The sequence below is a fragment of the Paraglaciecola psychrophila 170 genome (assembly GCF_000347635.1).
Taxonomy (GTDB): Bacteria; Pseudomonadota; Gammaproteobacteria; order Enterobacterales; family Alteromonadaceae; genus Paraglaciecola; species Paraglaciecola psychrophila.
On record NC_020514.1, the window covers coordinates 3010468 to 3031619 of the forward strand.

Annotated in this window: 12 protein-coding genes and 1 pseudogene; 4 read left to right on the forward strand and 9 right to left on the reverse strand. The window is 40.2% G+C overall.

What is annotated here, in order from left to right:
• Positions 1–139 precede the first annotated feature (139 nt).
• The 6 genes from C427_RS13130 to dapB all read right to left on the reverse strand — a co-directional run bounded on the left by C427_RS13130 (position 140) and on the right by dapB (position 10185).
• Complete coding sequence (locus C427_RS13130) at positions 140–2473, reverse strand: efflux RND transporter permease subunit (protein WP_007641659.1); 2334 nt, start codon at positions 2471–2473, stop codon at positions 140–142.
• Positions 2474–2481: 8 nt separating this feature from the next.
• Positions 2482–3594, reverse strand: a complete 1113-nt coding sequence (locus C427_RS13135; RefSeq protein WP_007641658.1) for a WD40/YVTN/BNR-like repeat-containing protein — start codon at positions 3592–3594, stop codon at positions 2482–2484.
• Positions 3595–4073: 479 nt separating this feature from the next.
• Positions 4074–4550 carry a transcription elongation factor GreA gene (gene greA / locus C427_RS13140; RefSeq protein ID WP_007641657.1) on the reverse strand — a complete coding sequence of 159 codons (477 nt, stop codon included), beginning with the start codon at positions 4548–4550 and terminating at the stop codon, positions 4074–4076.
• A 108-nt stretch (positions 4551–4658) separates the two neighbouring features.
• A complete protein-coding gene (gene carB / locus C427_RS13145) occupies positions 4659–7877 on the reverse strand; it encodes a carbamoyl-phosphate synthase large subunit (protein ID WP_007641656.1) in 3219 nt (1072 codons plus the stop codon).
• A gap of 61 nt (positions 7878–7938) precedes the next feature.
• Positions 7939–9084, reverse strand: a complete 1146-nt coding sequence (gene carA / locus C427_RS13150; RefSeq protein ID WP_007641655.1) for a glutamine-hydrolyzing carbamoyl-phosphate synthase small subunit — start codon at positions 9082–9084, stop codon at positions 7939–7941.
• Positions 9085–9381: 297 nt separating this feature from the next.
• Positions 9382–10185, reverse strand: coding sequence for a 4-hydroxy-tetrahydrodipicolinate reductase (dapB, locus tag C427_RS13155; protein WP_007641654.1), 804 nt, complete (start codon positions 10183–10185; stop codon positions 9382–9384).
• 148 nt (positions 10186–10333) lie between these two features.
• On the opposite strand from dapB, the gene C427_RS13160 reads away from it, so the two are divergent.
• Positions 10334–10930, forward strand: a complete 597-nt coding sequence (locus C427_RS13160; RefSeq protein WP_226991249.1) for a PH domain-containing protein — start codon at positions 10334–10336, stop codon at positions 10928–10930.
• Positions 10923–12539 (forward strand): PH domain-containing protein, encoded by a 1617-nt coding sequence (locus C427_RS13165; RefSeq protein ID WP_007641652.1) that lies wholly within the window; start codon positions 10923–10925, stop codon positions 12537–12539. The genes C427_RS13160 and C427_RS13165 overlap by 8 nt, the downstream gene beginning before the upstream one ends.
• A gap of 54 nt (positions 12540–12593) precedes the next feature.
• On the opposite strand, the gene dnaJ is transcribed toward C427_RS13165, so the two are convergent.
• From dnaJ to grpE, 3 genes and pseudogenes are all read right to left on the reverse strand, one after another.
• Positions 12594–13736: a molecular chaperone DnaJ gene (dnaJ, locus tag C427_RS13170; RefSeq protein ID WP_007641651.1), complete on the reverse strand. Its 1143-nt coding sequence runs from the start codon at positions 13734–13736 to the stop codon at positions 12594–12596.
• Positions 13737–13883: 147 nt separating this feature from the next.
• A pseudogene (gene dnaK, locus C427_RS13175) lies at positions 13884–15830 on the reverse strand (molecular chaperone DnaK).
• A gap of 141 nt (positions 15831–15971) precedes the next feature.
• Positions 15972–16577, reverse strand: coding sequence for a nucleotide exchange factor GrpE (gene grpE, locus C427_RS13180; RefSeq protein WP_007641649.1), 606 nt, complete (start codon positions 16575–16577; stop codon positions 15972–15974).
• Between the two features lie 187 nt (positions 16578–16764).
• Here grpE and C427_RS13185 point away from each other — a divergent pair, with 187 nt between their 5' ends.
• Complete coding sequence (locus tag C427_RS13185; protein WP_007641647.1) at positions 16765–20139, forward strand: PAS domain-containing hybrid sensor histidine kinase/response regulator; 3375 nt, start codon at positions 16765–16767, stop codon at positions 20137–20139.
• Between the two features lie 83 nt (positions 20140–20222).
• Positions 20223–21113, forward strand: coding sequence for a homocysteine S-methyltransferase family protein (locus C427_RS13190; RefSeq protein WP_007641645.1), 891 nt, complete (start codon positions 20223–20225; stop codon positions 21111–21113).
• The last annotated feature ends 39 nt before the right edge of the window (positions 21114–21152 follow it).

The window sequence follows — 21152 nt, forward strand, 5'->3', positions numbered from 1 at the left end:
TAGTTGCCTACCGGTCCTCTTTTTATTAGTTCTACTTCTGAGTCGTTATGTCGAATATGATTCAAAAACAACGCTTCGAAAGTATATTTATTACAAAGCATAAAATCCCCCTAAGGTAACCTTATGCTTAATTAATCACTTACTTAATTGAAGGTTTATTACCAATTCTTAATGCCCAAGCTAAAGCAGGTATCAACGTCAATGCACCCAACATGTTAAGTAAAAACATAAAGGTTAGTAATAAGCCCATGTCGGCTTGAAACTTAATCGGTGAGAACACCCAAGTTGCGACACTTATCGCTAAGGTGATACCGGTAAACGCAACAGCCTTGCCCGTTTGATTAAGTGCATACAAATAGGTGTCGTACAGGGACTTATTCATAGCTAAGGCTTCTTTGACCTTACTGAATATGTAAATACCGTAATCCACACCTATACCTACTCCCAAGGCAATAACAGGTAATGTTGCTACTTTTACTCCAATACCTAAGACCGCCATCAGTGCTTGGCTTAGGATTGAGGTTAATACTAATGGCACAACAATACTGATGACAGTGCGCACCGATCTGAAAGTAATCAAGCACAGGGCAATCACCACTGAATAAACCCATATCAACATTTCTGTTTGGGCATCTTCAATCACCATATTAGTAGCAGATTCAATACCAGCATTACCTGCGGCCATTAAGAATTCGATGCCTTGTGGTGGATTTTCTAGTATAAAGGTATCAACAGCATCAACTACATTTTGTAATGTATCGGCTTTATGATCATTCAGAAATATCAGTACCGGTGCCATACTACAGTCTTGATTAATTAACCCTGGTGGAACTTTGGCTAAAGATGCATTGGTAACGAATTGATTACGGTTCAGACCAAACCATTTTATAGAACCTTCATTCATGCCGAATATACCAAATTTTGATACATCAGCAATGGATTTAACGTCTTGTACACCAGGAGTATTTTTGATGCTCCATTGAAATTGGTCAATCCATACTAAATTATCATATTTGATGCATTGTTCTTGTGCCGTTTTAGCCATCACCACGAATACATCGGTACTGGTACTGTAGTTTGCAACTATGTAAGCATTGTCTAAGTTATAAACCGAGTCAGGTCGTAATTCAGGGGCACCAGCATCAAGATCACCAATTTTCATAAACTGAGAAAAATACAATCCAACTACAAACAATACTGCACCGACTGCCAATGCAATTTTTGCCATAAAGGGTTTAGCAAAGTTAGCAAAAAACTTTTCTACAATGGAAATATGCTCTAATGATCTTCGCGCATTATTGACCGCAGACTGAGTTACCCCAACATAACTCATGACAATTGGCAGAGCTATTAAGTTAGTTACAATGATCACCGCCACTCCAATACTGGCAGCTATTGCTAATTCCTGGATGACACCAATGTCGATTACCATCAAAGTAGTGAAACCTATAGCATCACTTACTAGGGCTGTCATACCAGCCACAACTAGTGAGCGAAACGCTAGTTTTGCAGCATCGGCCTTGTTATGGCCAGTCACCGAATGGTAAATAATCGAATTAATGATTTGAACTCCATGGCTGACACCAATCGCAAACACTAAAAAGGGCACCAACATAGAGTAAGGATTAATTCCATAGCCTAATAAGTTAAGAATACCTAACTGACAAATAACCGCAAAAATAGAAAAGAATAAAACAGCAAATGTGCTTTTTAAACATCTAGAGTACAAAAATAACAAAACAAAAGTGATGGCAACGGCTAACCCAAAAAAGATAACCACTTGTAAAGCGCCATCAATCAAATCGCCGACTACTTTTGCAAAACCCACAATTCTGATTTGCACAGTATCTGTTTGATATTTGTCTCTTATCTCTGATTCTAACTTACTGGATAAATCCCGATAATCTAAGGGCTGTCCAGTCTCTGGATTAATATCTTGAAGTGGGGCCAAAATCATTGCGGATTGAAAGTTATTACCCACTAATACGCCTACTTGGCCTGATTTTAGGGTATTGGTTTGAAGCTTTTTAAGAGATTCTACAGAACCGTCGTAACCATCAGGGATAACGGCTCCACCAACGAACCCTTCTTCTGTTACTTCTGCCCACCTAACATTAGGTGTCCATAATGATTTGAGTTCATTTCGATTAACCCCAGGAATAAAAAACACTTCGTCAGTAACTTGTTTCAATATTTCCTGGAATTTTGGTTCGAAAATGTCGCCTTCGGTGTTCTCAACCACAACACGCACCACATTGCCCAGTCCCGCTAGTTCTTTTCGGTAAGTAAGGAAATTATTGATGAACTCATGTTGACCAGGGATCATCTTAGTGAAGCTGGCTTCTGGCTTAACCTGCACCGCCTGAATAGATAATAGAACAAATAAAATGCTTATTATGCTCAGAATAGTTATACGTTTAGTGAATAATATATTTTCAATAGTTTCTGTAAATTTTGATGGTGACTTTTCCATAAATACCCTTATTTAACTAACCAAGTAGTCATGCCAAATTGGCCTGCTAACACTAAGCTATTATCACGGATAAGCACCGATGAAAAAACAGCACTCGACGGGTGTCGGTTTAGACTCATATTTGAAATGTCATTGACATTAAATCTAACAATGATACCTGCATGACCTACTAAGCTAACGGTCATATCATCAGCAATCACACCGCCTAATAAACTGGCACTGCTACCTATATTTGAGGCCTCCCATGATGCACCATTATCGTTTGACACCATAAAATTACCCTGTAGACCAAAAGCCACTAGAGAGTCTTTTTTACTAGCGATACCAAACAAACTGCCATCATATGGCATATCCATTGTTTGCCAAGTTCGACCGTTATTGTCTGACGAGAATCCAATTCCATTCTCACCTACAATATATACAGAGCCGTTATCAGCGGTAATAATTGAATTTAAGTGGTATTGATTGGGATTTTTAATTTGACCGTCGATCAACCGCCAACTGCTACCTAAATCGTCACTGGTAAGCATTGTGCCGTATGCACCTACTGCAAAAAGATGATTGTTGTCACTAGCTGTGATAGATAATAATGGTTTATTAGGCCCATCTTTTAGTTCAATCTGAGCATCCTCAAGATTAAATTCAAGATCTTCTATGTTAAATTCAAGTTCTGCAATTTCATCTTCATCGGTTAGCTCTTCAAGTCGCTGTTGAAAAGCAACAATTTTTTTACCGATGTAGATAATTTTTAACTTGGTTAATTCATTACCATCGAAAACTTTTGTCCAGCTATTACTTTGTGGAGCACTTTTCAAAATAATTGAGTCATGCCCAACCGCAAATCTAGTCCCATCTTTTAAAGTAGTGCTATCAGTCAAAGTCAAACTAACTGGCACGCTCTGCTGTTGCCAGTTATCCATATCTGACCACATTAAAATATGCCCCCGTTCACCCACAGCAAGAATTTTGTCTTGCTGCTTAGTGATATTGGTGATGATGCTTGTATTAGCGATACCACTTGTTCGTGCGGGAATTTGCAATAAATCAAATTGCCCTTGAGCAAACACTGTAGTACCGATACCCGAAAGCAAAATACCTAAAAGTATATTTAATTTTCTCATATTTTTGTTCTTGTCATGTTAATCACTTATTAATTATTGAATATTCCAATACAAACTAGTAGGAATCTTATGCCAAAACGTTATCTTTTCGATAATAGTTTATAACTTGGCGCATTCGGGTTTGAATAGTCAACTGATGATAGACATAGCAAAGTTTACTATTACGAAAACTTACCAAATTCAGCAAATCATCCAGACAGACAATCTTTCATACGGATGATGTTTTGAAGAATCATATAATACCAAAATAGTAGGAAATATTTTCATCATTCCTACTATTTTTGGTGTTTCATAATATGTTCAATAAAGATGCATAATTAATAAACAAAACACTGCATGCTCATGAAATAATTTGACAGGGGTTGAGAATGTTTGGGTACTAAACAACGTAACAACTAAAATATATTCTGCAAATTATCCAGAGCATCAAACGCCTTATAATGTATAAATTGATACAATAATGAAACGAAAATGCTTATCTAAATATATTCCACTGCAATTATCTCAAACTCAACCGTACCCTTAGGTGTTTGAATATTGACAATGTCGTCTAATGATTTACCAATCAAACCGCGAGCGATAGGAGAACCAACTGAAATCAAGTTATTCTTAATATCAGCTTCATCCTGCCCCACAATTTGGTAAGTGATTTCTTCATCAGTTTTCAAATTGATGATGGTGACTGTGGTACCAAATATAACCTTGCCATTATTAGTCATTTTAGTGACATCTATAATCTGTATATTAGACAACTTACCTTCAATATCTTGCAATCGTCCTTCACAAAAACTCTGCTGCTCACGGGCTGCGTGATATTCAGCATTTTCTTTTAAATCGCCATGCTCTCTTGCTTCAGCAATAGATTTAACAATTTGAGGTCTCTTTACTGATTTTAAATATTTCAACTCTTCACGGAGCAAGTCTGCTCCTTTCGCTGTCATTGGATATAGGGTCATATCAACAACTCTCTTATTTTTGTTATTTGACTAAAATTAATGGGTACTAAATTCAACTTTTCAACTAAGGGATAAATTACAATGCAATTTATCCCTTAGAGGTCGAGATTAGTAAATACGTGCGTGTAATTCTTGAACTGATGTTACTCGCGCTCTGTCGTCTGCTTTATTAGCATTAACGGTAGCAAACGCTGCGTTCATAGTAGTGGTGTAAGCCACTTTATTTAATAATGCTTCTTTGCGAATATACACAGAGTCATTAATCGCCTGACGTCCTTCAGTGGTATTCACAATGTAACAATATTCACCATTTTTAATGGCATCCACAATATTTGGACGTCCCTCGCTAAGTTTATTCACGATTGAACATTCAACACCAGCATTATTTAATACCGTTGCTGTACCTTTGGTCGCTTCTAAAGTAAAACCTTTAGACACCATAGCTTGACCAAGTTCGATTACCCGATTTTTATCGTTGAGACGAACAGATAACAACGCTTTACCACCAACAGGAATAGGCTGACTAGCGCCTAAATTAGCCTTAGCATACGCTTCTTCAAAACTTTCACCCACACCCATGACTTCACCAGTTGAACGCATTTCAGGGCCAAGTAATGGATCGACACCTTGGAACTTAGCAAAAGGCAGTACCACTTCTTTAACCGAATAAAACGGGGGAATAATTTCTTTAGTAATACCTTGTGACACTAGTGACTGGCCTACCATAGCTCTTGCACCAATTTTGGCTAGCGGCATACCGGTGGCTTTTGAGACAAAAGGTACCGTTCGCGCAGCACGAGGATTGACTTCAATCAAATACACTTGACCATCTTTCACAGCAAATTGCGTATTCATCAAACCTATAACACCCAACTCCAGTGCCATAGCTTTCACTTGCTGTCGCATTACATCTTGCACTTCAGGACTTAAAGAATAAGGAGGCAATGAACAAGCCGAATCACCAGAGTGAACGCCTGCCTGTTCGATATGCTCCATAATGCCACCGATAACTACATCGGTGCCATCACAAATAGCATCTACGTCCACTTCAATAGCATCGTCTAAAAAGCGGTCTAACAATACTGGAGAGTCATTAGATACTTTTACTGCATCGTTTAAGTAGCGTTTAAGGTCGTTAATGTCGTAAACAATTTCCATAGCGCGGCCACCTAAAACGTAGGAAGGACGAACCACTAATGGGAACCCAATTTTGTCTGCAGCGACTAAAGCTTGTTCCAAATTTCTAACCGTCGCATTAGCTGGCTGCTTAAGGTTAAGTTTATTCACCATTTTTTGAAAACGTTCACGGTCTTCTGCTTTATCAATTGCATCAGGTGAAGTACCAATGATAGGCACGCCAGCGGCTTCTAACTCACGGGCTAGCTTAAGAGGTGTTTGGCCACCGTATTGCACAATCACCCCTTTAGGTTTTTCGATACGCACTATCTCTAATACATCTTCTAAAGTGACTGATTCGAAATACAAACGGTCGGAAGTATCGTAATCGGTAGACACTGTTTCTGGGTTGCAATTGACCATAATGGTTTCATAACCATCTTCACGCAATGCCAGTGCCGCATGAACACAGCAATAATCAAACTCAATGCCCTGCCCTATGCGGTTTGGACCACCACCTAACACCATAATTTTATCATTGTCAGTTGGGTTAGCTTCACACTCTTCATCGTATGTAGAATACATATAAGCGGTGTCGGAGGAAAATTCAGCCGCACAAGTATCTACGCGTTTGTACACAGGATGAATATCAAAACCGCGACGCATTTCACGCACGTCCGTTTCATCTACACCGGTTAAGTCAGCAATTCTAGAATCGGCAAACCCCTTGCGTTTGAGTATTTTCATCAAATCTTCATCTATCGAAGACAATCCAGACGCCTGGACCTGTTGCTCAAGGATGATCAATTCTTCAATCTGCACCAAGTACCATCTATCGATATTAGTTAACTCGAATATTTCATCGACTGACATTCCCATGCGCATTGCATCGGCAATATACCAAATACGTTCAGCACCTGGCTCGCGTAATTCACGAACAATGGTGGTTTTTGCCTCTGGCGTAGTAATATCAATAATAGAGTCCAGACCATTCACACCTACCTCTAATCCCCGTAACGCTTTTTGTAACGACTCTTGTAAGTTACGACCGATGGCCATTACTTCACCTACAGATTTCATTTGTGTGGTTAAACGGTCATTAGCACCAGCAAATTTTTCAAAATTAAATCGTGGTATTTTTGTCACTACGTAATCGATAGTAGGTTCGAACGAAGCTGGAGTTAGTCCGCCAGTAATATCATTCGCCAATTCATCGAGTGTATAACCTATGGCTAATTTAGCAGCGACTTTCGCAATAGGGAAACCCGTTGCTTTTGATGCCAACGCAGAAGAACGAGATACTCGAGGGTTCATCTCAATAACCACTAAACGACCTGTTTTTGGATCCACCCCGAACTGAACATTTGAACCGCCCGTTTCCACGCCGATTTCCCGTAAAACTGCAATGGCAGCGTTACGCATGATTTGAAACTCTTTGTCGGTTAAGGTTTGTGCTGGGGCAACAGTGATGGAATCACCTGTATGCACACCCATTGGATCAATATTTTCTATGGTACAAACAATAATGACGTTGTCAGCGCTGTCTCTGACCACTTCCATTTCATATTCTTTCCAGCCAATCAATGATTCATCAATTAGCAACTCGCTAGTAGGTGATAAGTCTAATCCGCGACGACATATTTCTTCAAACTCTTGTTTATTGTACGCAATACCGCCACCTGAACCGCCCATCGTGAAGGATGGGCGAATAATACAAGGAAAACCTATACGTGTACTGACATCAAAAGCTTCTTCTAAGGTATGCGCAATTTCAGCGTATGGGCATTCTAAGCCAATAGACTTCATAGCTTTATCAAATCGCTCTCGGTCTTCTGCTTTATCAATTGCATCTGCCGTGGCACCGATCATTTCAACACCAAACTCTGCCAGTACACCGTGTTTATTCAAATCAAGGGCGCAGTTTAAGGCAGTTTGTCCACCCATAGTGGGCAAAATGGCATCAGGACGTTCTTTCTCGATGATCTTTTTCACCACTTCCCAGTGAATTGGCTCAATGTAGGTAGCATCAGCCATTTCCGGATCGGTCATGATAGTGGCTGGGTTTGAATTAACCAAGATCACACGAAAACCTTCTTCGCGCAGTGCTTTACAAGCTTGTGCACCTGAATAGTCAAATTCACAAGCTTGCCCTATTACGATAGGGCCAGCGCCTAAAATCAAGATGCTTTTTATGTCGGTACGTTTTGGCATGTCACTAATTACTCTACTAATTCTTGTACTTTAAAAGGTGCGTACTTAAATGGTACGTGCTTTATTGGTTCTGCTGCATCAACGCTATGAAATGATCGAATAATGGCGCTGCATCATGTGGCCCTGGACTAGCTTCTGGATGACCTTGAAAACTAAAAGCTGGCTTGTCTGTGCGATGAATACCTTGTAAAGATTTATCGAATAACGACACATGAGTCACCTCTAAGGTATCCGGTAAATTACTTTCATCTACCGCAAAACCATGGTTTTGGCTGGTAATCATCACCCGTTCACCTTTAATATCCTTAACAGGATGGTTAGCACCATGATGACCAAATTTCATTTTGACTGTTTTAGCACCACTAGCTAAGGCTAATAACTGATGACCTAAACAAATACCAAAAATCGGAATATTAGTTTCTAACAATTGTTTAATTGCGGAAACAGCGTAATCACAAGGCTCAGGATCTCCCGGGCCATTTGACAAAAACACCCCATCTGGTTTTAACGCGAGTACTGCTTCTGCAGTTGTTTTGGCCGGCACCACTGTGAGCTTACAGCCACGGTCCGCTAACATACGTAAAATATTACGTTTCACACCAAAATCGTAGGCAACCACATGAAATGCGGGGTTATCTAAAGCGGCTTGGTAACCTTCACCTAACACCCAACTTCCATCTGTCCATTGGTAAGGTTCAGTACAAGTCACTTCTTTGGCTAAATCCATACCTTTGAGACCACCAAAAGCCTTTGCTTTAGCTAAGGCTAATGATTCATCCAATGGAATGTCATCAAGGGTATTACTGGCAATAATACAGCCACTTTGTGCACCTTTGTCGCGCAAAATTCGTGTCAATCTACGGGTATCAATGTCTGCAATACCAAGAATGTTATTTTCTTCAAGATATTCAGATAAGCTCATTTCACTACGAAAATTACTAACAAGAAGTGGTAAGTCGCGAATAATTAGGCCTTTTGCCCAAACTTTATGTGATTCACAATCTTCGGAGTTTATACCCGTGTTACCGATATGTGGGTAAGTGAGGGTGACAATTTGTTCTGCGTAAGACGGATCTGTTAGAATTTCCTGATAACCTGTCATAGAGGTATTAAACACTACCTCACCCACTGACACACCAGAAGCTCCAATAGCAGTACCTTTAAAGACAGAACCATCTTCAAGTACTAAAAGGGCAGAATTAGCCAAATCAACCTCCAGGTTAGATATTAAACGGTTTTAACCTTGAGCTCTTACTTTCCAAACAATTAAAAGAGCCCATGAATACCTATATAAACATTTGATTTACATAGGTATTTAGTCAACTTGCAAATCATGAAATGATGAACTACGAACAACATCACTAAATTTTGGCAAATCCGGAATATTATACATACAAGGGTGTTTCAGGTCTATTCACAATTAATAAAATGCATAAATAACCGTTTAACCATACTTTTTATACATAAGGGTTAAAAGTAGCTATTCACAAGTTATTGAATAGCATCATTTAAAACCCAACACATCTTCCATATCGTATAATCCTGCTGGTTTGTCGATAATCCAACTTGCCGCTTTTACGGCTCCTTTTGCAAATGTTAAACGACTTGAAGCTTTATGAGTAATCTCTAACCTTTCACCGATATCAGCAAACAATGCTGTGTGCTCACCCACTACATCACCAGCCCTAACAGTAGCAAAACCAATCGTTTTATGATCTCGCTCACCGGTGTCACCTTCTCGACCGTACACTGCACATTCAGACAAATCCCGTCCAATTTCATCGGCTATTGCCTGCCCAATTGCCATCGCGGTACCCGAAGGTGCATCTTTCTTAAATCGGTGATGAGCTTCTAAAATTTCAATATCAGCGGTACCCGCCATAACAGCTGCCGCTTGTCTGACTAAATTAAGCATCAAATTAACACCCACACTATAGTTAGCCGCAAAAACAATAGGAATATGTTTAGCCGCAGAATCTAACGCCAATTTTTGTTTAGCATTTAATCCTGTCGTACCAATTATTACCGGTTTATTGTGAGCAACACAAAAAGCCAAATTTTCAGTGAGTGCATCCGGTAAGGTGAAATCAATCAGCACCTCTATTTGTTCAATATGTAAATATAAATCATCGCAAATCAACAAGTCTTTCTTGCCTATTCCAGCGAGCTCTCCCACATCAAATCCCACGAAGTTAGAGCTGGCTCTTACAGCAGCGGCGGTCAATTTGTCACCCGCACTTTGCTCGATTGCTTCGATCAAGACTCGGCCCATACGGCCATTGGCGCCGAAAATAGCGATATTACTCATAGTGATTTAATCATTTTTAATTAGAGGTTTATATACAGATTGTGCCTGAATTATGCGTTTGATGCAGTAAAGGCGCAGTGATCTTTTTTATATATCTAACCTCAGCTTCGCATAAGGAGGCCAGCACTTATCTGAAAACTCAGATAGTATGGCTGTATACAACGACCAACATCCCCATTGTTCTCACTCTTTATGGAATGCCATGTTAGAAAATAGTTTCACCAATCCAAGCATCACTATTGCTCACTTACCAGCAATAGTGAGCCTAGAAAAACAATCTTTATCTGAGCAATATGCACCGTTAAACCGTTTAATCAACTTAGGCTGTACCTTAATTATCTGTGTGTTGGGTTTGGCTTTTTATTTCCAGCCTTTTATAAACTTACCAAGTGAATTACTTAACTCCCTGCCCTTCGTTATTTGGGCTTCTGCTGTGCTGGGCTTTTTGTTCACATGGTTAAGTCATGCTCAAGATCAACTAAAATCCTATGCTCTTAGAGAATCAGATTTACATTATTCAAGCGGCCTTTTTTTTAGAAGCGTAGTGAGTCAACCCATTACTCGTATTCAGCATATCGAGCTAAAACGTGGCCCTATCGAACGAAAAGCCGGTTTAGCAACATTGCAAGTATTCAGTGCAGGAGGTGAAATGCATACCTTTCAAATACCTGGTTTACCGCTAGAGACCGCTCAGCAACTACGCCAATTTATATTGCAGCATAAAGATGTCGTCAAACATGGATAAACAACCTAATTCAGCGGCTATCGGTAGCACAAGTCTAACTGATAAATTACCAACCCAAGACGATTGGCAAGTTTTATCGCCTGTGGCTATTTTGTATTTCGCTGTTGGTGTATTCAAACATTTGTTCGGTAATATTATCTATCTGATACCCGCATTAGCGGTAAGCTATAAAAGTATGCTCGAACATCCTTATATCTGGTTTCCCAGTATTTTAACGGCATTTGCACTATTACTACTTTTCGCATTTGTCAGCTTTAAATTATATCGCTACCGATTAACAGATAACAATATTGAGATACGGTCGGGGATATTCAGTAAGAAACATTTAAACTTACCGTTTTCCAGAGTACAAAATGTCAAAATAGAACAACCCATTTACTATCGATTTAGCGGCCATGCCTGTTTGCAATTAGATACAGCTGGTGCAGCTAAAAACGAAGCAAAATTGGTGGCGATAAAATTACATTTTGCTGAACAGCTGAAAACCCGTATTCAGGGCCAAGCCCAAACCGATGCAACAGATGTCAATCAGGATAATTTAACAGCCAATACTACGGATAGGTTAAATACCACAGTAACTAATCAAGGAAAGCAAGAAAAAGTACTTAACCAACGTCAGTTATCTGATTTAATCATTCATGGTATTACTAGCAATAGAATTTGGATTTTTTTGGGCGGGATGGCACCTTTTTACGATAATATATTTGAGTCGATTAGCGAATGGTTAACCACCTTAGGAATTGATTTTACCGGATTATTTAGCTTACAAACTCATTCGCTACTTGAGGTAGGTTTGTATGCATTGTCACTTACAATGCTCGTCATGTTGGTGTTGGTAAGCTTTTCAGTCATCGGGGCGATTGTAAGCTTCTACGGTTACACCCTGAGTAAACTAGATGATAAATACATCAGGCGCAGTGGGTTATTCACTAAACACGAAGTCAGTATGAGTTTAAGTCGTTTGCAAATGATAGTGCAAAAACAGGACTGGTTAGACGTGATACTTAAACGTATTAACCTCAATTTTGAACAAAGTAATTCCTTTGGTAAAAATCAAAGCTCATCCGCCACCAGCAATAAAATTATTGTGCCATCGATTAAACCCGATGAATGCCAAGCGCTAATCGATGATGCCTATCCTAACAATTCCCTGCATACTTTAATCTTCAATGATGGGTTTGAACCCATTAGTAAGCGTTTTATTTTTCGTAATATCGTTTATTTATTAACGCCCATTTGGTTGCTCGCAACATACAACACACTGATAGATGACAAATTGATGATTTCAGCACTGGTAAGCGCATTGTTTATTGCTTTATGTGCTTTAGTGTTTTTACGTTGGAAACGCTGGGGCGTCGCCAGAGATGAACAATTTGTGTACATAAGAAAAGGGTTAATCGGCATCGATTATTATTGTTTCCCTACCTACAAACTTCAACAGACCCAATTTAAGCAAAATTTATTGATGAAAAAACGTCAATTAGCTTCAGTAAAATTTGTACTCGCATCCGGCTCATTTAAGGTGCCGCTGATCAGTCAAACGTTAGCCTATGAAATGATTGACGTAGGCCTTTATCAGGTCGAATCAAGTCAAAAATCTTGGATGTGATAACAAAAAGCCGCTAAATTTAGCGGCTTTTTTAATATAGCTTGAATGACTTTGTTAATTAGTTAAATCATCAAAGAACTTTTTAACACCATCAAAGAAACCACTTTCTTTTGGGCGGTTTTTAGCAGTATCTTTGCCCGTACCCATAGAATTTTCCAGTTGATCTAACAGTTCTTTTTGACTGGCACTTAAGTTAACCGGTGTTTCGATGACCACTTTACAAATTAGATCACCTACACTGCCACTGCGAACCGACTTAACACCTTTGTTACGTAACCGGAACATTTTTCCTGTTTGTGTTTCTGGAGTGACTTTTAATTTCACTTTGCCTTCTAGTGTAGGTACTTCAATCTCACCACCTAGGGCCGCTCGAGTGAAGCTTAAAGGTACCTCGCAATATAAATTATTGCCTTCGCGGGTAAATATTTTGTGGTCACGAACATGCACTTGAACGTACAAGTCACCTGATGGAGCACCCATTTCACCCGCTTCACCTTCACCTGACAAACGAATTCTATCGCCTGTATCAACTCCGGCTGGTACTTTGACTGATAACGTTTTAGTTTTTTCTACGCGACCTTGTCCATGACAAGGTTTACAAGGGTCAGATATTATTTTGCCTCTACCAGAGCATGTCGGACAGGTTTGCTGAACAGCAAAAAAACCTTGACGCATTTGCACTTGGCCTTGTCCATGACAAGTAGGACAAGTCGTTGGACTTGAGCCTTTTTTCGCACCAGATCCGTCACAAACTTCACAACCAGCAAGTGTTGGTACACGAATCTCGACGCTTTTGCCTTTCACCGCTTCTTCAAGAGATAATTCTAAGTTATAGCGCAGATCGGAGCCTTGACGAGCACGAGATTGACGACCACCGCCCCCACGTCCACCACCAAATATATCACCGAATACGTCACCAAAAATATCACCAAAGTCTCCACCTTGACCGCCACCACCGCCGCCGCGATTAGGATCGAGGCCAGCATGACCATATTGATCATAGGCCGCTCGTTTTTGTGAGTCAGTCAACATTTCGTGCGCTTCTTGCACTTCTTTAAATTTTTCTTCCATAGCTTTATCTCCCTGAGTTCTATCTGGGTGATATTTCATCGCTAGGCGCTTGTAAGCCTTTTTTATCTCGCGTTCGGCGGCACTTTTGTCCACACCCAACACTTCATAATAATCTCGCTTCGACATCTCGATTCGTTACCCTGGGGTCTATGGTTACTTATTTTAAATAACAAACATCGTTATTTTTTATAAATTCTTAAAACAAACAAGGCGCAGTCAGTGTGAGCTGCTGCGCCGAGTTACACTATTGAGTCGCCTCAACAGTCAAGTTATCTAAAAATTTACTTTTTTCGTTCTTCTTTCTACTTCTTCAAACTACAGCGTCAACCACATCATCATCTTGTGATTTTGTCGCCTGCATTAGTTTGGATCAGCGCCACCTTGAGCTGCGCCATCAGCAGCAGCTTTAGCTTGAGCTACTTCCATTAACTTGGCAGAAGCTTGAATAAGTTCTTGAGTTTTAGTTTCAATTCCTTCTTTGTCACCTTCTTTAACTGCTCCTTCAAGAGCAACTACAGCGGTTTCAATTTCAGTTTTATCTTCTTCACTCAATGCATCGCCAGCTTCTTCAACTTGTTTACGAGTACTATGTATCATGCCGTCAGCTTGGTTACGCGCTTGTACAAGCTCTTCAAATTTAGCATCAGCTTCTTTGTTTGCTTCAGCATCTTGAACCATTTTTTCAACTTCTTCTTCACTTAAACCAGAAGATGCTTTAATGGTGATTTTTTGCTCTTTACCTGTGTCTTTGTCTTTCGCAGAAACATGTAAAATACCATCAGCATCGATATCAAAAGTCACTTCAATTTGAGGAGCTCCACGTTGAGCAGCTCGAATACCTTCTAGATTAAATTGACCCAGAGATTTGTTGCCTGAGGCTTGCTTACGCTCACCTTGCAGACAATGAATCGTTACTGCAGCTTGGTTATCTTCAGCTGTTGAGAAAGTCTGAGATTTCTTAGTAGGTACGGTGGTGTTTTTCTCGATTAGAGCAGTCATCACACCACCCATTGTTTCGATTCCTAAAGAAAGAGGGGTTACGTCAAGTAACAATACGTCTTTCACATCACCAGATAATACGCCACCTTGAATTGCGGCGCCCACTGCAACGGCTTCATCTGCGTTCACATCTTTACGTGGCTCTTTACCAAAGAATTCAGTTACATACTTCTGAACCATAGGCATACGTGTTTGACCACCTACCAAGATAATATCGTTGATATCACCTACAGATAAATCGGCATCAGATAACGCTTGTTTGAGTGGCTCAAGTGTTGCTTTAACCATTGATTCAACCAAAGACTCAAGTTTTGCACGAGTAAGCTTAATAGTCAGGTGTTTAGGGCCCGACGCATCAGCTGTGATATAAGGCAAATTCACTTCAGTTTGTTGAGCAGAAGAAAGTTCAATCTTAGCTTTCTCGCCAGCTTCTTTTAAGCGTTGCATGGCCAATGGGTCTTTGCGCAAGTCCATGCCCGAGTCTTTCTTGAATTCTTCAACTAGATAGTTAATAACTTTGTTATCAAAATCTTCACCACCTAAATGGGTGTCACCGTTAGTCGCTAATACTTCAAACGTATGCTCACCATCGGCTTCGTCGATTTCGATAATAGAGATATCGAATGTACCACCACCTAAGTCATAAACAGCTACAACGCTATCGCCTTTTTTCTTATCCATGCCGTAGGCAAGAGCAGCAGCAGTTGGCTCGTTGATGATACGTTTTACTTCAAGACCCGCTATACGGCCTGCATCTTTCGTTGCTTGACGCTGAGAATCATTAAAATAAGCAGGAACCGTAATAACCGCGGCTGTTACTTCTTCACCTAGATAATCTTCAGCCGTCTTTTTCATTTTCTTCAAGACTTCAGCAGATATCTGTGGTGGTGCCATTTTTTCGCCTTTCGCTTCAACCCAAGCATCACCGTTGTCAGCTTTGACAATTTTGAAAGGCATGATGTCGATATCACGTTGTATTTCTTTATCTTCCCAGCGACGGCCGATTAAACGCTTTATGGCGAATAATGTGTTTTGTGGGTTAGTTACAGCTTGACGTTTAGCAGGCTGGCCAACCAATATTTCACCATCTTGTGTATAAGCGATGATGGAAGGAGTTGTACGATCCCCTTCTGCGTTCTCTAATACTTTGGCTACGCCACCATCTAGTACTGCCACACATGAGTTAGTAGTACCTAAATCTATTCCAATGATTCTACCCATTAGTTTTTCTCCAAAAGAATGTTCTTAAAAGCTTGTACACTTTGTGGGGTTATTAATAAATTTTTCAACATATTGATTAAAAAAACCTTCACAAAACTGTAATTATTTTTGCCAATTGATTACTTCAATTATGAAGTGTAATTAGGCTTGAGTATCCACTGTGCTCTCTGGTGCTCGAGTAACCAGCACCATGGCAGGGCGTAATAAACGGCCATTTATCTCATAGCCTTTTTGCATCACTGCTAACACTGTATTAGGTGGCAGCTCTGCGTTTTCTTGCATCGACATAGCTTGATGCTTTTCTGGGTTGAAAGGTTGACCTTGCGGATCAATCACTGACATACCAAATTTTTCAATAGTGCTAATAAAAGACTTAAGCGTCATTTCAACACCATCAACAATAGACCTAATGGCTTCGTCTTCTGGATTAGCCACTTGTAATGCACGTTCTAAATTGTCAGCCACTGGCAACAACTCAGCGGCAAATTTTTCTAAAGCAAATTTGCGGGCTTTGTCGATCTCACCCTGAGCTCGTTTACGAGCGTTATCAGCATCAGCTATAGCGCGCATCACTGAATCTTTTTGTTCAACCATCTTAGTTTCTGCGGCAATGACGGCAGCTTCTAATTCAACAATACGTTGTTGGTCTTCAGTCAACTCAAGAATCGTTTGATCCGCGTCATGTTGTTCTGTATCTGCATTGGTATCTAATTCTTCACCTTGCTGAGGTGTTTGTTCATTTGACATGCTTAACTCCGAATACTCTTTACGCAAATTTTAACTGCCACTATTAATGGGGTTATATTTATAAGCTTCAAGGGCTGATAATTGATGTTTTTTGATTTACCTGTAAACACTAATCACCAATCAGCTATCTTTCATATTTGACTCGCTAAAGGTAAAGTACTGGACGTTCAATTTTTTAAACAATCACATGATCAATGTTTGGACAGTTTCAGCACTAGTACTTTGCTACTTGCTTGTTCTTTTTGCTTTAGCGTTTTGGGCCGACAAACGTTATAAAGGCCAACAACAGCATCCATTTATATACAGTCTAGCGCTTGGTGTGCACTGCACTTCTTGGGCTTTTTTTGGAACCACCACGCAAGCCACTCAATATGGTTGGGCGTTTGTCCCTACTTACCTGGGAGTGATACTGGTTTTTCTTTTTGCGCATCCGGTTTTACGCAAAATTAGTCTGTTATGCCATCAGCACCAAGTGAGTTCCCTAGCCGACTTTATTAGTTTACGTTTCGAAAAATCTTATCTTCTTGCAGCATTAGTCACTTTATTGTGTTTAATCGGTGTCATCCCCTATATTGCATTACAACTCGATTCGGTCAGCCAAAGTGTGGCCATATTAGTCGGTATAGACGTAAGTTGGAGTGAGAATGTTGGTGCTTATGTCGCTATTTTAATGGCACTTTTTGCGATTTTATTTGGCACTCAGTCTTTAAGCGCCAGCGACAAACACCCTGGTTTAATGTTGACTATCGCTTTTGCATCTCTGGTTAAGCTAGTGGCTTTACTGATTGTGGGTGTGTATGTGTGTTATGTAATGTTTGACGGTGTATTAGACCTATTTGGCCAGGCGCAATTGCATCCTAAAAGTCTACAAATAATTCAGTCTGACTCAGCTATATGGGTATACCTAAGCCATATGTTGTTAGGCGTATGTTCGATGTTTTGTTTACCTAGGCAGTTTCATATAAATTTTGTCGAAAATAATGGTAGTGAAGAACTCAGAACAGCTCGCTGGATGTTCCCATTATACTTGTGCCTGATGACGGTGTTTATCTTGCCCATAGGCATTGCTGGCCACATAATTTTTGACGAAACAATGCAAGTCAGCACGGATACCTACGCCTTAGCATTACCGATACAAGGCGGTAACACGGGTGTAGCTCTTATCTCTTTTATTGGCGGATTATCTGCGGCAACCAGTATGGTGGTGGTTGCAACGTTAGCAATGGGGATCATGATATCTAATAACCTAGTCACGCCACTGCGTCTTAAAATCCAATTACAACGCTTACAACAACATAACTTGACGCCTAAAGCCGTATTATTTACCCGCCGAGCCACTGTTGTAATAGTCATGGGCATCGCCTTTTTATATCACTTGGATATAAGCAAGACTGCTCCCCTTGTCAAAAGTGGTATTATTGCTATCGCTCTTTTATCCCAAACGTTACCGATTATTATTGGTGGTTTATATTGGCAAAAACGCAATAAAACAGCGGCTATGATAGCGTTATTAGCAGGTGCTTTATGTTGGGTTTACTGGTTACTTTGGCCAAGCATTATCGCTAGTTATTATTTCGCTCTCCCCCCCGATGATTTACAACTTGCATCAGGGTTTGTTCTAAGTCTTTTGGTCAATCTGTTTTGTTTTGTATTGTTTAGTTTAATTTTACCTGCAAGCAAAGAGCAGCAGATAGGCAACCAAAAGGAACATGCATTTTCAACTCTCAATCAAGCTACCAAAATATCTAAGTTACTCGCCGTCACGGAAAAAGTACTCGATAAAGACCGTCATCAGTTTTTGCTTAACAACCTGCCAGTCGATCAACATTCGGCTTATGCCAGCCCGAAGCTGCTCGCCAACATAGAAAATGAAATAGCCAATCAAGTCGGAAATGTGAGTGCCAGAATTTTACTCTCTGCTATTGCCGAGAAAAAAGATATTGCCCTTGCAGAGCTTGTCGAATTGGTTGAGGAAGCGAGCCAAACCTTTCACTTTAATCATGAAGTATTGCAATCCTCTGTGGAACATATTCAACAAGGAATATGTGTAGTAGATGTGAATTTGGCGCTTTTGGCTTGGAACCAACGCTACATTCAGTTATTCGACTATCCAAAAAGTTTAATCAAGGTCGGCATTCCGATTAAAGAGTTACTTTTATTTAACGCCCAAAGAGGATTATTTGGTAAAAAAGAACAACTTGAGGAAGAAATAGAAAAACGTATTCAATACATGCGTGTCGGAAGCCATTACAAATATGTGCGCGAACAAAAAAACGGACAGACTATAGAAGTTAACGGTAGTCCCCTGCCCGGTGGCGGATTTGTTACCACCTATAGCGATATCACCGACTACATCAATATTCAACAGCAATTACAGCAATCGAAACAACATTTAGAAAGCCGAGTCATTGAGCGCACAGAACAATTACAAACCGCTAACCTTGCTCTTGATGAAGCACGCCAAGAAGCTGAAAAAGCCTACGACAGTAAAAGTAAATTTCTTGCTGCCGCTGGTCACGATTTAATGCAGCCTTTTAATGCCGCGAGTTTGTTCGCATCACTTATAAAAGAAAAAGCGCCTAATCAAGAGTTGGCTGAAATGAGCCAAAATCTCATTCAATCACTTGCTAACGCAGAGGAGCTATTATCCACTTTACTGGATATGACTCGACTCGATTCAGGCATACTCAATACTAATATTCAACACTTTAGGCTAAGTGATTTACTTACACCTTTAGTCAATGAATTTACCATTTTAGCAAAGCGCAAAGACTTGGGGCTTAAATATGTTGCGAACACATGTTTTATTCAATCTGACAAAAAGCTACTAAGACGAATTCTTCAAAACTTGATCTCCAATGCAGTACGTTACACCGAGTCAGGTAAAATATTAGTAGTAGCAAAAAGGCACAACCAGCAACTTAAGATCAGGGTCTATGATACAGGTCAAGGCATCGCAGCGGATCAACAGAAAGCCATATTTGAGGAATTCAATCAGCTTGATCAACAAAATAACAACCAAGGTTTAGGTCTAGGGCTGACTATAGTAGAACGTTTTAGTGCTCTACTAAGCCATGCTGTTGAAGTGAAATCTGCCGTTAATCATGGAAGCTGTTTTGAAATAACGGTGCCTAGAGGATTGGCAGTGTCTAATACCGATTCAACGCAAAGCTATTTGATTGCTGACTCTGCTGTTTTGCTAAAGGATAAAGTAGTCGTGATCATTGAAAACGACGAAGATACAATAGAAGCAGTGAGCCACTTATTACGCAGTTGGGGAGCAACAGTTTATGCGTTTAATAAAATATCAGATGCTTTAACACACTGCCCAATATGCCCAAACTTGTTGTTTTTAGACTACCACTTAGATAATGGTGCAACCGGTGCTGAAGCAGCGGCAGCGCTGCGCAATCAATGGCAAGTAAGCATACCGGCGGTATTAAGCAGCGCAGATAGAACTGAAGAAGTACGAAGACAAGCAATTGATGCCCATTTACATTATTTGCCTAAGCCAATTAAGCCTGCTGCATTAAAACGATTTATAAAACAGGTCATCCATTGATCATCAATAGATCTGAACTTGAATACTTAAAACACCGTAAATAATATATTGGTTGTTATTTACATATGAACAGGAACAAAACAATGAGTAAAATCACATTACTTGATGGAGGCATGGGGCAAGAATTATTGCGAAGAAGCTCACGTGCAATTACGCCTATGTGGTCTGCTGATATCATGTTGAACGAGCCAATGCTGGTCAGAGATTTGCATCGTGAGTTTATTGATAGTGGTGCTCGCGTCATCACTCTCAATACTTATACTGCAACACCGCAACGATTAAAACGAGAAAACCAATTCAGTCAATTAAAAAACCTTCATCAGCGCGCCATGAATGCAGCTAAAGAAGCAATAGAATTGGCCCAGTGCAATACTGTAGCCATAGCGGGCTGCCTGCCACCCTTGGTTGCTAGTTATCGTCCTGACGTATCCCTATCCTTCGAAGACTCGCTTGCTACTTACCGTCAACTTGTTGAACTCCAAGCACCGGCAAGTGATTTATTTATATGCGAAACAATGTCGTCAATAACCGAGGCACGTGCTGCCTGCACTGCCGCACTTGAAAGTGGTAAACCTGTTTGGGTGGCATTAACAGTTAGTGATGAACACCCAGGGCAATTAAGAAGTGGAGAATCCTTGGTAGATACCTTGCTAGCACTTGAGTCATTTGATACCCAAGCGACCCTATTAAACTGCAGTCAGCCTGAAGCCATCTCTGCGTGTTGGTCGCTTTTGAAAATGAAACAACGCAAAATCGGAGCGTATGCCAATGGTTTTTTATCAGTAGACGCATTATATCCAGGTGCTACTGTCGAAGAACTAGAAGTGCGACAAGACATGAGCCCACAACGATATGCAGAGCACGCTATGACATGGGCCAAAAACGGAGCATCAATTATTGGTGGTTGCTGTGAAATTGGACCAACACATATCAAAGCGTTGCATAACAGATTATGCAGCGAAGGATTTATCTAAGTAGACATTGTGCTCTACCTAGATAAAGTGCTTAGTTAT

Bases quoted from the DNA above. Each gene is read 5' to 3' on its own strand.
- C427_RS13160 (WP_226991249.1), top strand. From the start codon at position 10,334: ATGGCTGTATACAACGACCAACATCCCCATTGTTCTCACTCTTTATGG.
- grpE (WP_007641649.1), bottom strand. From the start codon at position 16,577: ATGTCAAATGAACAAACACCTCAGCAAGGTGAAGAATTAGATACCAAT.
- C427_RS13165 (WP_007641652.1), top strand. From the start codon at position 10,923: ATGGATAAACAACCTAATTCAGCGGCTATCGGTAGCACAAGTCTAACT.
- dapB (WP_007641654.1), bottom strand. From the start codon at position 10,185: ATGAGTAATATCGCTATTTTCGGCGCCAATGGCCGTATGGGCCGAGTC.
- C427_RS13130 (WP_007641659.1), bottom strand. From the start codon at position 2,473: ATGGAAAAGTCACCATCAAAATTTACAGAAACTATTGAAAATATATTA.
- C427_RS13135 (WP_007641658.1), bottom strand. From the start codon at position 3,594: ATGAGAAAATTAAATATACTTTTAGGTATTTTGCTTTCGGGTATCGGT.
- C427_RS13185 (WP_007641647.1), top strand. From the start codon at position 16,765: ATGATCAATGTTTGGACAGTTTCAGCACTAGTACTTTGCTACTTGCTT.
- C427_RS13190 (WP_007641645.1), top strand. From the start codon at position 20,223: ATGAGTAAAATCACATTACTTGATGGAGGCATGGGGCAAGAATTATTG.
- carB (WP_007641656.1), bottom strand. From the start codon at position 7,877: ATGCCAAAACGTACCGACATAAAAAGCATCTTGATTTTAGGCGCTGGC.
- greA (WP_007641657.1), bottom strand. From the start codon at position 4,550: ATGACCCTATATCCAATGACAGCGAAAGGAGCAGACTTGCTCCGTGAA.
- dnaJ (WP_007641651.1), bottom strand. From the start codon at position 13,736: ATGTCGAAGCGAGATTATTATGAAGTGTTGGGTGTGGACAAAAGTGCC.